Source organism: Candidatus Arsenophonus triatominarum (assembly GCF_001640365.1).
GTDB lineage: Bacteria > Pseudomonadota > Gammaproteobacteria > Enterobacterales > Enterobacteriaceae > Arsenophonus > Arsenophonus triatominarum.
The window spans coordinates 1-13064 of sequence record NZ_LWMI01000090.1; the positions used below are offsets into that span (position 1 = coordinate 1).

A 13064-nucleotide genomic window follows, 5' to 3' on the forward strand; every position below is an offset into this window, starting at 1 on the left:
GTTTTTAGGGGTAAAAAACCATTTTAATAGATTTGGATAAAAGGTCGCATTGAAAAATATGGATTCATTGAAAATGAGGACTTCGTGACTTTTGCGGAAAAAACCGCAAAAGGTAGACCGTCTATAGAATATGCAATCTCTATCAACATGGCGAAAGCGCGCAACGAAAAAGGGAAACAGGCAAGACTTTACTTTATTGAATGTGAAAGAAAAGCATTAGAAGCCGTTAGTCCGGTTAAGATATTAAATGACCCATCAGCGATGAGAGGATTGTTGCTTAATTACACCGAAAAAGTTATTGCGCTTGAACACAAAGTCGATGAGATGAAACCGCAAGTTGAAGCACTAAAACGAATCAGCTATTCAGAAGGCTCGCTTTGTATTACTGATGCGGCAAAATCACTCCAAATGAAACCCAAAGCACTTTTTTCATGGTTACAAGGACATGATTGGATTTATCGGCGTGTTGGTGGAAAAAGTTGGGTTGGCTATCAGGATAAAATCAAGCAGGATTTAATCGAGCATAAAGTGACTGTCGTTGCTAGAAATGACGGTTCGGAAAAGTTAACTGAACAGGTAAGAATTACGCCAAAAGGACTTGGAAAATTATCCGTTCTTATTAGTGAATAATACCAAGCAAAAAAAAGACCAGCGCAAGGCTGGCCAACACCAGGTAAAATGTTACTGTTAACAAACACACAACGTTAACAATACTACCATAAATAACCTTATAAAAATTAATGTTTTGATCAACATTTACATTTATGTAATCAATAACCGGAGTAATCCTATGAATAACATCCATGAATACCGAACAACGTTACATCATGTCAAAGCAGGGATGCAGGTTATTTATCATTGTGAGGTGATGAAAATAATTAGATTGAAGGAAAAAAAATTAACAAACAAAGGATTGATATATCAATTCGATACCGATGGAGAAAGCGGAATATTAACCGGAAATGGCGGTAATAAAATCACTGTCTTAGAAAAAATAGACGACTTACATAAAAGTAAAAGCTGGTATATTTAACAGGAGATGAAGTGAAGTATGACCTGATACTCGCAGACCCACCTTGGCAATACCAAAAAAAGCATCAAACAACGCAGCAAATAAATCCTAATACTCTACCCCACAAATTATATCCCTAACCTAACAAAAGACGAAGATAACCATTCATGGCTTCGCTATTGATTTTTGTGGGGCAATGAAGCGCCTGAAAATAGTGTGAGTTTTTAAATGAGGACATAAACGTGAATAATAATTCTATGTTCATTACAGATGAACAGATGAAAGAACTAACAGGTTACCAAAAACCATCCAAACAATGCAAAGTTTTAGAAGAAGCGGGAATCTTTTTCATTAAGCGGCCTGATGGTCGACCCAAAACGACATGGGAACATTTCAATAAACGACTTTCAAAAGCAACGGGTATTAACTTTGCTGAAAAACCAGATTTCGGAGCAATCTAAATGGCTAGAAAAAGAAAAAATCCGGCTGATAATTGGATGCCTTCAAGAGTGAGAAGAGGAAAATCAGCATTTGAGTTTTTGACTCCAGATGGAAGGACAATTCGATTATGTGATTTTTCTTTTACTCAAGCCGAGGTGTGGGTTGCATACGAAAAATTATTGCTATCATACAAAAATGAAGAAACACTTGCAGCTTTATTTAATGCATTTTTCAATTCCCCTGACTTTCTTAATTTATCAGGTGAAACGCAAAAAGATTATAGGAAATATGCCAATAAGTTAATGCCTGTGTTTGGAAAAATGTTACCTGACAATATAAAGCCAGAACACATTCGTAAGTATATGGACAAAAGAGGTCTAAAGAGTAAAACTCAGGCTAACAGAGAAAAGACATTATTGTCACGTGTTTTTGGGTGGGGCTATGAGCGAGGATTAGTCAAAATAAACCCATGTAAGGGAGTAAGGCAATTCAAAGAAAAAGCTAGAGATCGCTACATTAGCGACAAAGAATATAATGCACTTTATTCTATATCACCAATTGTAGTAAAAATTGCGATGGAGCTTGCCTATCTTTGCCTTGCTAGGCAAGCAGATATTTTATCTTTAACTTATTCTCAGCTATCTAATGACGGCATATTTATTAAGCAAGGTAAAACAGGGATCGCACAGATAAAAGCATGGACAGATCGTTTACATGCAGCCATAGAGTTAAGTCATACTTTACCTTTAGACAAAGGAATTAGCAGTATATATGTTCTGCATCAACAAAGTGGATCTGGGTACACTCGTGATGGTTTCAATAGCCGATGGAGGAAAGCAAAAGAAGAAGCCAAAATTAAATTTCCACACTTAAACTTTGATTTTACTTTTCACGATTTAAAAGCAAAAGGTGTTTCAGATCTTGATGGTTCTTTATCTGAAAAACAAACAATATCTGGTCATAAAAACATTTCTCAAACCGCAAGATACGATAGAAAAATTAATGTTGTCCCTGTTGTTGGAGGTCAGAAAAAGCAATGATTAAATCAAAAATATAGTGAAATTATATAGCGAAAATATAGTGAAACGTGATTTTAGTCACAAAAATTTACTCTTAAGAGACTAAGTTTTCACCACTTAACTTATTGATAAATAATGAAAAATTTTATGGTGCCCAGGGCGGGACTTGAACCCGCACAGCCTTAAGGCTGAGGGATTTTAAATCCCTTGTGTCTACCGATTTCACCACCTGGGCTAAATTCTGGAGGCGCGTCCCGGAGTCGAACCGAGGTAAACGGATTTGCAATCCGCTGCATGGCCACTCTGCCAACGCGCCCTACTCAATCTAGCTTATATGTAGGGCTGATATTGGAGCGGGAAACGAGACTCGAACTCGCGACCCCGACCTTGGCAAGGTCGTGCTCTACCAACTGAGCTATTCCCGCATTCTCACAATGCTTAGTTAGTTTGTTAAACTCAGCATCGTTTGATGCGCTGCATTCTACTTGTTTCCTGTATTGAGTCAATACTATTATTAATTAATTCGGTTCGTTCGCTGGTTTTTCAATCATGTCGATCAAGCTTAATTCAAATTCCTCCAGGCGCCAGATAAATATTGAAACATAGACCAAAACGTTAAAATAGCCGCAAAATAAAGTAATACGATAGCAATTACCTCAATTTGGATATTAGGATGCCACAGTAATCCAACTAATGAGAGCATCTGGGCGGCTGTTTTAAATTTTCCAATCCAAGAAACAGCTACACAACTACGTTTTCCTACCTCAGCCATCCATTCCCGTAATGAGGAAATAATAATTTCACGCGCTATCATAGTCACTGTCGGTAATGTAACCCACCAAGTATGATAATATTCGGTCACCAATACTAATGCCGTTACTACCATAATTTTATCAGCGACCGGATCTAAAAATGCACCAAATCTGGTTGTTTGCTGCCACAGTCTGGCAAGAAAACCATCAAACCAATCGGTTAACGCAGCAATGACAAAAAGAAACGCACAAACAAAAGGCGCCCAGTGAAAAGGAAGATAAAAAAATAACACAAAAAACGGAATCAATATGATACGAAAAAGTGTTAACCAAGTTGGAATATTTAATTGCATTATGCTCTATAATTGTCTGGCCAAAATAAAATATATATACAATTCCACTACGTTTATTGCTTTAACACATTATAAATTTTTTCTGCTAGTGCATATGAAATCGTTGGCACTTTTGCGATTTCATCAAGACTCGCATTATGTAAAGCTTGTAAGCCCCCATATATTTAAGTAGCATCTGCCGACGTTTAGGACCTATCCCTTCAATAAACTCTAAGGTGCTGGTATTTCTAACTTTCGCCCTACGCTGACGATGTCCTGTAATCGCGTGATTATGTGATTCATCACGAATATTTTGTATTAAGTGTAGCGCTGGTGAATCAGGCGGTAATGAAAGACCTTCTCCATCAGGTTTAAAAAACAATGTTTCTAAGCCGGCTTTGCGATCATGTCCTTTAGCTACCCCTATCAATTTGGGTCGCGTAATGTCCCAATCAACATTTAATTCCTGGAATACACCGATTGCTTGAGCCAGTTGTCCCTTGCCACCATCAATAAAAATAACATCCGGTACTTTATTTTCATCTACATGTTTACCATAACGTCTCGTTAAAACCTGATTCATAGCAGCATAGTCATCACCAGGCGTAATATCAATTATATTATAATGACGATATTCAGAACGTAATGGCCCATTACTATCAAAAACAACACAAGATGCTACAGTTTGCTGTCCCGATGTATGACTAATGTCAAAACATTCCATGCGATAAATTTTTTCTAGTCCTAGCAAGTCAGCTAATGCCTCTATTCTTTGGTGAATAGTTGATTGTTGTGCAACTTTTGTTGTCAATGCTGTAGCTGCATTAGTACGAGCCAGTTTTAAATATTTAGCTTTTATACCTCGCGGTTTCACTTGAATGTTAATTTTACGTCCCGCTATTTTAGTCAATAAATTAGCAAATAGCGCTTTTTCCGGTAATAAAAAATCCAATAATATTTCTGCGGGTAAAGAGCGAATTTCACTACCCTGTAAATAAATTGACCTAAAAATGTTTGCACAACTTCACTTAATTGCGTGTTTGCAGGGATCTTTGGATAATAACTACGGCTACCAAGTACTTTCCCTTGGCGAATAAAGAGCACCTGAACACAAGCAATACCTAAGTGATAAGCAACGCTAATTACATCTAGATCTTGTGTATTACCAGTGACAAATTGTTGCTCTGTAACCGCTCTAACGGCTTGTATTTGATCGCGATAACGCGCTGCACTTTCAAATTTAAGAGCTTGACTGGCCTGCTCCATATTTTGAATTAATTGATTAAGAACTTGCTGATCCTTACCCGATAAGAATAAACGAACATATTCTATTTGTTGATGATATTCTTTATCAGCAACCAGCCCCTTAACACAGGGCCCAAGACAGCGATTAATTTGATATTGGAGGCATGGTCTGGATCGGTTGCGATAGATACTGTCTTCACACTGACGCAATGGAAATAACTTTTGTAATAAAGCCAGCGTTTCTCTGACAGCATGAACACTTGGAAATGGGCCAAAATAGTCCCCCTTTGCCTTCATAGCACCACGATGCATAGCCAAACGTGGATGTTTATCCGCACTTAAAAAATATAAGGATAGGATTTATCATCCCTTAACAGAACATTATAACGAGGCTGATAAAGTTTAATATAGTTATGTTCAAGTAATAAAGCCTCAGTTTCTGTATGTGTTACGGTAATATCAATCTGAGCAATATTTTTAACAAGTTGCTCCGTTTTACGGTTCGTTACTTGTCCTCTAAAATAACTCGCTAACCGTTTTTTTAAATCCTTCGCTTTGCCGACATAAATAACTACCCCAGATGTATCGTACATGCGATATACACCTGGTTGATTGGTTACTGTCTGCAAAAATACTTTCGGTTCAAATAGTTCAGGCACTATAATAAAAACTCTCTGTTTGAATCAATCCATTCGTTATAGCTATATGTGTTAATTCTACATCACTACGCACTTTTAGTTTACTAAACATTCTATATCTATAGCTATTTATTGTTTTTGTTTTTAAGTTGAGCTGTTTTGCTATTTCGCCAACCGGTATACCACGCGTCACCATAAACATAACTTGTAATTCACGATCAGATAAAAGGTTTAAAGGATTGCTCATTTCTGTATCTAATTGATTCAATACCATCCATTATGCAATATCCGGCGACAAATATTTTTGCTTTAATTTGACGACACGAATGGCATGCAGTAAATCGCTTTCTTTGTAGTAGCTCAGACTTGATCTGACGGTTGCCGGTTATTTATACACGAGTTTCGCACCAATAAAAAAACGTTCTATTTTTAAGTTTAATTCAGCATAATATATAAATAGACAAAATCTTATAAATTAAAAGCAACTCATTGTAATTTAAACAAATTTATACGTTTTAGTAACTTGCAAATTAACCATTGCTTTTAAGCCATTTCTGGAATTTTATATGTAGTAGCTCAGACTTGATCTGACAGGTGCCGGTTATTTATACAGTATCTGTCAGGTTAAATTTGATTTAAATCTTTCTCTCTCCAAAGTTGTTTTCCATCGTGTAAAGTTGCCATAGGAGTTCGACCGCAACACATTTTTCCTTGATGAGTGCGTTGGTTATTATATTCCGCTAACCATTTATCTAAATCAGCTTGTAATTCATTTAAAGCCCTATAGATTTTCTTACGAAAAGCCACCTGTAGAACTCTTGTAATACAGTTTTATGAAAGCGTTCACAAATCCCATTAGTTTGAGGTGAACGAGCTTTAGTTTTTGTATGATCAATATCATTGATAGCGAGATAAAGTTGATAATCGTGATGTTCAACTTTACCACAATACTCACTGCCTCTGTCCGTCAGTATACGTAACACCGGTAACCCATGCTGGGAATAAAAAGGGAGAACCTTGTCATTTAATAAATCTGCCGCCGTTATCGCGCTTTTTGTTGTGTAAAGCTTACAATGAACGACTTTACTGTAAGTATCAATGTAAGTTTGTTGATAAACACGACCAACGCCTTTTAAATGACCGACATAAAAAGTATCTTGTGAACCCAGAGAACCTGGATGCGCTGTTTCAATCTCACCACAGGCTTCATCATCTTGCGCTTTCTTTTCTAGAGCACTGATTTGTGATTCTGACAGGATAATTCCTTCTGTTGCGATTTTATCTTCAAGCGCTTTTAGGCGTTTTGTAAAATTTTCGAGATTATGGCGCAGCCAAATAGAGCGAACGCCACTCCCCGAAACAAAAATGCCTTTTTTCTTAGTTCATTACTACTGCGGTGTTGACCGTGTGCAGGGTATTCAATCGCATACTCGACTACAGCGCTTTCAATCTGTTCATCTACTCTATTTTTTACGTTAGGCACCCGTCGATTTTGATTAATTAAAGCGTCTATCCCACCATCGTTAACAAGTTCCTGGTAGCGATAAAACGTATCTCGGGATACCCCATAATCTTACAGGCTTTTGAGACGTTATTAAGCTCTTCAGCGAGGTTAAGTAACCCGACTTTATGTTTGATGATAGGATTATTTGCTGATACATAGAATTACCTTTTATTTAATTATCTAATGATGTTAATTAAAACCGGTAACGCTCTTTTTTAAATCAGAATTGTCGGATTAAGTTAAGACTAATACATTTGATTTAAATCTTTCTCTCTCCAAAGTTGTTTTCCATCGTGTAAAGTTGCCATAGGAGTTCGACCGCAACACATTTTTCCTTGATGAGTGCGTTGGTTATTATATTCCGCTAACCATTTATCTAAATCAGCTTGTAATTCATTTAAAGCCCTATAGATTTTCTTACGAAAAGCCACCTGATAGAACTCTTGTAATACAGTTTTATGAAAGCGTTCACAAATCCCATTAGTTTGAGGTGAACGAGCTTTAATTTTTGTATGATCAATATCATTGATAGCGAAATAAAGTTGATAATCGTGATGTTCAACTTTACCACAATACTCACTGCCTCTGTCCGTCAGTATACGTAACACCGGTAACCCATGCTGGGAATAAAAAGGGGAACCTTATCATTTAATAAATCTACTGCCGTTATCGCGCTTTTTGTTGTGTAAAGCTTACAATAAGCGTGTTGCTTAATAGTGAAATAAGGGTATTTCGGTGATTGAAGTAAATTTTAGGCTGTTCTGAGATGGAAATTCCAAAGACCGGCACTAAGGAGTAAAAAGGTATCATCAATAAAGGGTCTACGATTCCGTAAAATTTGGGTCATACAACCGAGGCGCTTGATACCCGCGATGGCGTGTTCAACCGTAATACGGATGCCCGAGATTATTTTATTTTCTTGTTTTTGTTCAGGCGATAAAGGTCTTTTTCGAGTTCCTTTTTTTGGGATTTGTGTATTAGGATGCTGTTTATCTATACCTTGAAAACCGGTATCGGCCCAGATGGTTACCTCAGGGGGAATATGGCGAATTATATCGACTTTATCGAGTAAGCGTTTATCGTGACGGCGCCCATTTTTGATCATGGGGATAAATCCAATTTTCCTCGTTTCGTCAGTCATAATAAGCCCTTTTCGAGTGGTCTGTCTTTTCTTTCCCGAATACATTTTTTTTCGCCGACGCAGATTCTTAGGCTTTTGGACAGGTCGCTCTGTCCCATCAATAAAGACGTCTTTAACTCCAGGAAAGGCGCGAAAAAATTCCTCAGCAGAGCGAATTTGACGAGCGGGCAAAACACATTCTCGCCCCAAGGTCATCTCTAAAACCGGCAATAATATTTTTACCCAGCGACATACCCGTGTTCTATCTAAACCAAAAAGAAGTCCTTGCAAATCATAGGTCGGATAACATTTTAAATACAATAAAATAAAAAGCAGTTTATCTAATGGGGTTGGGATAAATCCTTTCTGCCCTGCACCCATCTGCCGCTCGTGATCTTTTCGATTCTTTTTCCGATAAATCAAATAACAAGCTGAAAATTCAGCGCTAAATTTTTCAATTCTTCGACTGATAATCCAATGATTGCTTTACATAAACGATTATCTCGTAACAACCGCTCTTTGTTGATCATTTCAAACGTTATTTTCTAAGTTAAACCTCTTTTTATTGTCTATAGCGTGACAAAAAATGCAACTCTCTATTCAGCAACTATTTTAATGAACGACTTTACTGTAAGTATCAATGCAAGTTTGTTGATAAACACGACCAAACGCCTTTTAAATGACCGACATAAAAAGTATCTTGTGAACCAGATAACCTGGATGCGCTGTTTCAATCTCACCACAGGCTTCATCATCTTGCGCTTTCTTTTCTAGAGCACTGATTTGTGATTCTGACAGGATAATTCCTTCTGTTGCGATTTTATCTTCAAGCGCTTTTAGGCGTTTTGTAAAATTTTCGAGATTATGACGCAGCCAAATAGAGCGAACGCAACTCCCCGAAACAAAAATGCTTTTTTCTTAGTTCATTACTACTGCGGTGTTGACCGTGTGCAGGGTATTCAATCGCATACGCAACTACAGCGCTTTCATCTGTTCATCTACTCTATTTTTTACGTTAGGCACCCGTCGATTTTGATTAATAAAGCGTCTATCCCACCATCGTTAACAAGTTCCTGGTAGCGATAAAACGTATCTCGGGATACCCCCATAATCTTACAGGCTTTTGAGACGTTATTAAGCTCTTCAGCGAGGTTAAGTAACCCGACTTTATGTTTGATGATAGGATTATTTGTTTGATATAGCTAGGCGACTTAATTTTGATTACAAGGTGTGTTATGGAGTTATACAATTGATTTTCGACGTAAAGTAATATCTGTAAGGAAAGCGAAGGTTTAACAATTCGAGAAACTGCGAAACAATTCCGTATTGGAAAAGCGTCTTTAGTACGTTGGCTTTAAACGACCAGAGCCAAAAAATTCAACGCCACGTAAGAGGAAGCTCGATAAAAATGCTTTAGCAAAAGATGTGGAACAGTATCCAGATGCTTTACCAAAAGGAACGGGCAGAGCGATTCGGTGTTGTAAAAAGACTATTTGGCAATCCCTTAAAAAGCTGGATTAACCTATAAAAAAAACTCTATTCCATCCAAAAACCAACGAAAGCGACAGGCTGGCACATCAGCAAAAAAGACAACAGTATGAAAAAAAAGATAAATCTGTTGTTTTTATTGATGAAAGTGGTTTTTCACATGACACTCCACGAACTCACGGCTATTCCCCAAAAGGTCACCGTTGTTTTGGCCTGAAAAACTGGGGTGCTAAGGGAAGAACAAATGTTATTGGCGCTTTATTGGGACAACCCTTTTTGCTATCGGATTATTTGATTGCAATATTAATCGTGATGTTTTTTATGTTTGGATCACAAAAATATTGCTCCCAGAACTTCCTGAAAATTCTGTTATTTTTATGGACAACGCTAGCTTTCACAAAGGTAAGAATATTGAACAGGCAATTATAAACGCAGGACACCAGATAGAATATTGCCTGTGTATTCACCAGATTTAAATCCTATAGAACATAAATGGTCTCAAGCTAAACGTAAAAAGATGGAAACAGGATGCACTATCGATGACCTGTTTTTAATACATATGCTGTAATCAAAATTAAGTCGCCTAGCTATACATAGAATTACCTTTTATAGCTAGGCGACTTAATTTTGATTACAAGGTGTGTTATGAGTTATACAATTGATTTTCGACGTAAAGTAATATCTGTAAGGAAAGCCGAAGGTTTAACAATTCGAGAAACTGCGAAACAATTCCGTATTGGAAAAGCGTCTTTAGTACGTTGGCTTAAACGACCAGAGCCAAAAAATTCAACGCCACGTAAGAGGAAGGCTCGATAAAATGCTTTAGCAAAAGATGTGGAACAGTATCCAGATGCTTACCAAAAGGAACGGGCAGAGCGATTCGGTGTTTGTAAAAAGACTATTTGGCAATCCCTTAAAAAGCTGGGATTAACCTATAAAAAAAACTCTATTCCATCCAAAAACCAACGAAAGCGACAGGCTGGCACATCAGCAAAAAGACAACAAGCGTGTTGCTTAATAGTGAAATAAGGGTATTTCGGTGATTGAAGTAAATTTTAGGCTGTTCTGAGATGGAAATTCCAAAGACCGGCACTAAGGAGTAAAAAGGTATCATCAATAAAGGGTCTACGATTCCGTAAAATTTGGGTCATACAACCGAGGCGCTTGATACCCGCGATGGCGTGTTCAACCGTAATACGGATGCCCGAGATTATTTTATTTTCTTGTTTTTGTTCAGGCGATAAAGGTCTTTTTCGAGTTCCTTTTTTTGGGATTTGTGTATTAGGATGCTGTTTATCTATACCTTGAAAACCGGTATCGGCCCAGATGGTTACCTCAGGGGGAATATGGCGAATTATATCGACTTTATGCGAGTAAGCGTTTATCGTGACGGCGCCCATTTTTGATCATGGGGATAAATCCAATTTTCCTCGTTTCGTCAGTCATAATAAGCCCTTTTCGAGTGGTCTGTCTTTTCTTTCCCGAATACATTTTTTTTCGCCGACGCAGATTCTTAGGCTTTTGGACAGGTCGCTCTGTCCCATCATAAAGACGTCTTTAACTCCAGGAAAGGCGCGAAAAAATTCCTCAGCAGAGCGAATTTGACGAGCGGCAAAACACATTCTCGCCCAAGGTCATCTCTAAAACCGGCAATAATATTTTTACCCAGCGACATACCCGTGTTCTATCTAAACCAAAAAGAAGTCCTTGCAAATCATAGGTCGGATAACATTTTAAATACAATAAAATAAAAGCAGTTTATCTAATGGGGTTGGGATAAATCCTTTCTGCCCTGCACCCATTTGCCGCTCGTGATCTTTTCGATTCTTTTTCCGATAAATCAAATAACAAGCTGAAAATTCAGCGGCTAAATTTTTCAATTCTTCGACTGATAATCCAATGATTGCTTTACATAAACGATTATCTCGTAACAACCGCTCTTTGTTGATCATTTCAAACCGTTATTTCTAAGTTAAACCTCTTTTTATTGTCTATAGCGTGACAAAAAATGCAAGTCTCTATTCAGCAACTATTTTAACAGTATGAAAAAAAAGATAAATCTGTTGTTTTTATTGATGAAAGTGGTTTTTCACATGACACTCCACGAACTCACGGCTATTCCCCAAAAGGTCACCGTTGTTTTGGCCTGAAAAACTGGGGTGCTAAGGGAAGAACAAATGTTATTGGCGCTTTATTGGGAACAACCCTTTTTGCTATCGGATTATTTGATTGCAATATTAATCGTGATGTTTTTTATGTTTGGATCACAAAAATATTGCTCCCAGAACTTCCTGAAAATTCTGTTATTTTTATGGACAACGCTAGCTTTCACAAAGGTAAGAATATTGAACAGGCAATTATAAACGCAGGACACCAGATAGAATATTTGCCTGTGTATTCACCAGATTTAAATCCTATAGAACATAAATGGTCTCAAGCTAAACGTAAAAAGATGGAAACAGGATGCACTATCGATGACCTGTTTTTAATACATATACTGTAATCAAAATTAAGTCGCCTAGCTATATTTAATTATCTAATGATGTTAATTAAAACCGGTAACGCTCTTTTTTAAATCAGAATTGTCAGATTAAGTTAAGACTAATACAATTGAAACGGTATTTGATGAGTTAAAAAATCTTTGTCAGATAGCGCATACGCGGCACCGCTCTCCTGCTAACTTTGTAGTGAATTTATTAGCAGGGGGGCGGGTTGCATATTGTTTAATTCCATCTAAACCAAAGATACCTGTGGCAGGAACATCTCTTCAAGCATAATTGATAATGCTTATCCCGAACTCAGGTTATCTAATGATTTTAATAAAAACCGGTAACTCTCTTTTTCAAATCAGAATCGTCAGATTAAGTTAAGACTAATACACTTTAATGAAGTAATTTTTTAATTTATTTCAGGCGTAAAAAGTGTTTTATATCTGCAAGTTGTTTTAACAATAAATTGTATGTCTTATCCGTTCTGTTTTTTTCATTATTGAGCTGATTAAAAGTCGATTGATATCGATAGACTAACGCCTCGAAGCTTTTTTGTTTTCTGGATGAAATCTTGGAGATCAAGATATCAATATCTCCTTTAGGCAAAGGAAGTGGTGTTGTTATTTCTTGTTTCTCGATTTTACATTGTATGTAATCGAAATAATTAATCAGTCGTTTAGCATATTCGTTAATTTCTTGTTTTTTAATTCGGTTAATTGCGAATCTGTTTCCGAGATATAAACCTAAAAATAAAGTTAATATACTAAACAGCGGTGAATAATGCCGAAGCATTTCGGTTATATCATCAATTATGGGTGAATAATATTGTTTGATTTTTACTAAATCGTCTATTGAAGGTAAATAATGTTGTATGATTTTTATGAATTCATTCATGAGTATGGATTGCTCTTTTAACCGATAGATATTTTTATTTTTGGATTGTTAAGTGGGCTGTAACAGGATGCTCTCCGTTCACCTAGCGATAATTCTAAACCGAGAAAACTTGTTATTCCACCCTGTATCT

14 protein-coding genes, 3 tRNA genes and 8 pseudogenes are annotated in these 13064 nt (G+C 36.9%); 10 read left to right on the forward strand and 15 right to left on the reverse strand.

Annotated features, from left to right (window positions below; translation table 11 throughout):
* The first annotated feature begins 36 nt into the window (after window positions 1–36).
* From AYJ55_RS24085 to AYJ55_RS24105, 4 genes are all read left to right on the forward strand, one after another.
* Window positions 37–630 (forward strand): phage antirepressor KilAC domain-containing protein, encoded by a 594-nt coding sequence (locus tag AYJ55_RS24085; RefSeq protein WP_281181235.1) that lies wholly within the window; start codon window positions 37–39, stop codon window positions 628–630.
* Window positions 631–865: 235 nt separating this feature from the next.
* Complete coding sequence (locus tag AYJ55_RS31365; RefSeq protein ID WP_187153273.1) at window positions 866–1033, forward strand: hypothetical protein; 168 nt, start codon at window positions 866–868, stop codon at window positions 1031–1033.
* Window positions 1034–1269: 236 nt separating this feature from the next.
* Window positions 1270–1473 (forward strand): DUF4224 domain-containing protein, encoded by a 204-nt coding sequence (locus AYJ55_RS24100; RefSeq protein ID WP_063657415.1) that lies wholly within the window; start codon window positions 1270–1272, stop codon window positions 1471–1473.
* Window positions 1474–2493 carry a tyrosine-type recombinase/integrase gene (locus tag AYJ55_RS24105; RefSeq protein WP_063657408.1) on the forward strand — a complete coding sequence of 340 codons (1020 nt, stop codon included), beginning with the start codon at window positions 1474–1476 and terminating at the stop codon, window positions 2491–2493.
* 127 nt (window positions 2494–2620) lie between these two features.
* Here the strand turns inward: AYJ55_RS24105 and AYJ55_RS24110 are convergent.
* The 10 genes and pseudogenes from AYJ55_RS24110 to AYJ55_RS27515 form a co-directional block, all read right to left on the reverse strand.
* Window positions 2621–2707 (reverse strand) — tRNA-Leu (locus tag AYJ55_RS24110).
* 7 nt (window positions 2708–2714) lie between these two features.
* Window positions 2715–2788: transfer RNA gene (locus AYJ55_RS24115), tRNA-Cys, on the reverse strand.
* Between the two features lie 33 nt (window positions 2789–2821).
* Window positions 2822–2897: transfer RNA gene (locus tag AYJ55_RS24120), tRNA-Gly, on the reverse strand.
* 137 nt (window positions 2898–3034) lie between these two features.
* Window positions 3035–3577: a CDP-diacylglycerol--glycerol-3-phosphate 3-phosphatidyltransferase gene (gene pgsA / locus AYJ55_RS24125; RefSeq protein WP_063658179.1), complete on the reverse strand. Its 543-nt coding sequence runs from the start codon at window positions 3575–3577 to the stop codon at window positions 3035–3037.
* 53 nt (window positions 3578–3630) lie between these two features.
* Window positions 3631–5460, reverse strand: a pseudogene (uvrC, locus tag AYJ55_RS24130) (excinuclease ABC subunit UvrC).
* Window positions 5453–5713, reverse strand: coding sequence for a LuxR C-terminal-related transcriptional regulator (locus AYJ55_RS24135; protein WP_162505864.1), 261 nt, complete (start codon window positions 5711–5713; stop codon window positions 5453–5455). The pseudogene uvrC and the gene AYJ55_RS24135 overlap by 8 nt, the downstream one beginning before the upstream one ends.
* Window positions 5714–6063: 350 nt before the next feature.
* Window positions 6064–7080, reverse strand: a pseudogene (locus tag AYJ55_RS30265) (IS481 family transposase).
* A 108-nt stretch (window positions 7081–7188) separates the two neighbouring features.
* Window positions 7189–7646 (reverse strand): annotated as a pseudogene (locus AYJ55_RS24145) (integrase core domain-containing protein); the annotation flags it as partial.
* A 48-nt stretch (window positions 7647–7694) separates the two neighbouring features.
* Window positions 7695–8486, reverse strand: a complete 792-nt coding sequence (locus tag AYJ55_RS24150; RefSeq protein ID WP_162505865.1) for a transposase family protein — start codon at window positions 8484–8486, stop codon at window positions 7695–7697.
* A gap of 198 nt (window positions 8487–8684) precedes the next feature.
* Window positions 8685–9244, reverse strand: a pseudogene (locus AYJ55_RS27515) (helix-turn-helix domain-containing protein); the annotation flags it as partial.
* 199 nt (window positions 9245–9443) lie between these two features.
* Here AYJ55_RS27515 and AYJ55_RS34290 point away from each other — a divergent pair.
* The 4 genes and pseudogenes from AYJ55_RS34290 to AYJ55_RS34295 all read left to right on the forward strand — a co-directional run.
* Window positions 9444–9584 (forward strand): annotated as a pseudogene (locus tag AYJ55_RS34290) (IS630 transposase-related protein); the annotation flags it as partial.
* A 105-nt stretch (window positions 9585–9689) separates the two neighbouring features.
* A pseudogene (locus AYJ55_RS36615) lies at window positions 9690–9752 on the forward strand (hypothetical protein); the annotation flags it as partial.
* Between the two features lie 140 nt (window positions 9753–9892).
* Window positions 9893–10027: a hypothetical protein gene (locus tag AYJ55_RS35045; protein ID WP_342668209.1), complete on the forward strand. Its 135-nt coding sequence runs from the start codon at window positions 9893–9895 to the stop codon at window positions 10025–10027.
* Between the two features lie 169 nt (window positions 10028–10196).
* Window positions 10197–10580 (forward strand): annotated as a pseudogene (locus AYJ55_RS34295) (IS630 transposase-related protein).
* A gap of 26 nt (window positions 10581–10606) precedes the next feature.
* Here the strand turns inward: AYJ55_RS34295 and AYJ55_RS30275 are convergent.
* From AYJ55_RS30275 to AYJ55_RS30290, 4 genes are all read right to left on the reverse strand, one after another.
* Complete coding sequence (locus tag AYJ55_RS30275) at window positions 10607–10951, reverse strand: transposase family protein (RefSeq protein WP_063658183.1); 345 nt, start codon at window positions 10949–10951, stop codon at window positions 10607–10609.
* A complete protein-coding gene (locus tag AYJ55_RS35050) occupies window positions 10917–11042 on the reverse strand; it encodes a hypothetical protein (RefSeq protein ID WP_281181234.1) in 126 nt (41 codons plus the stop codon). The genes AYJ55_RS30275 and AYJ55_RS35050 overlap by 35 nt, the downstream gene beginning before the upstream one ends.
* 96 nt (window positions 11043–11138) lie before the next feature.
* Window positions 11139–11294 carry a helix-turn-helix domain-containing protein gene (locus AYJ55_RS30285; RefSeq protein WP_187153378.1) on the reverse strand — a complete coding sequence of 52 codons (156 nt, stop codon included), beginning with the start codon at window positions 11292–11294 and terminating at the stop codon, window positions 11139–11141.
* Window positions 11285–11503, reverse strand: coding sequence for a hypothetical protein (locus AYJ55_RS30290; RefSeq protein WP_063658185.1), 219 nt, complete (start codon window positions 11501–11503; stop codon window positions 11285–11287). Before AYJ55_RS30290 ends, AYJ55_RS30285 begins: the two co-directional genes overlap by 10 nt.
* A 119-nt stretch (window positions 11504–11622) precedes the next feature.
* On the opposite strand from AYJ55_RS30290, the gene AYJ55_RS24175 reads away from it, so the two are divergent.
* Both AYJ55_RS24175 and AYJ55_RS30295 read left to right on the forward strand, forming a co-directional pair.
* Window positions 11623–12054: a transposase gene (locus AYJ55_RS24175; protein ID WP_063657865.1), complete on the forward strand. Its 432-nt coding sequence runs from the start codon at window positions 11623–11625 to the stop codon at window positions 12052–12054.
* Window positions 12055–12148: 94 nt separating this feature from the next.
* Window positions 12149–12328 (forward strand): annotated as a pseudogene (locus AYJ55_RS30295) (transposase); the annotation flags it as partial.
* Between the two features lie 126 nt (window positions 12329–12454).
* Here the strand turns inward: AYJ55_RS30295 and AYJ55_RS24180 are convergent.
* On the reverse strand, window positions 12455–12934 hold the full coding sequence (locus AYJ55_RS24180) for a hypothetical protein (protein WP_063658187.1): 480 nt from the start codon (window positions 12932–12934) through the stop codon (window positions 12455–12457).
* Window positions 12935–13064: the final 130 nt, after the last annotated feature.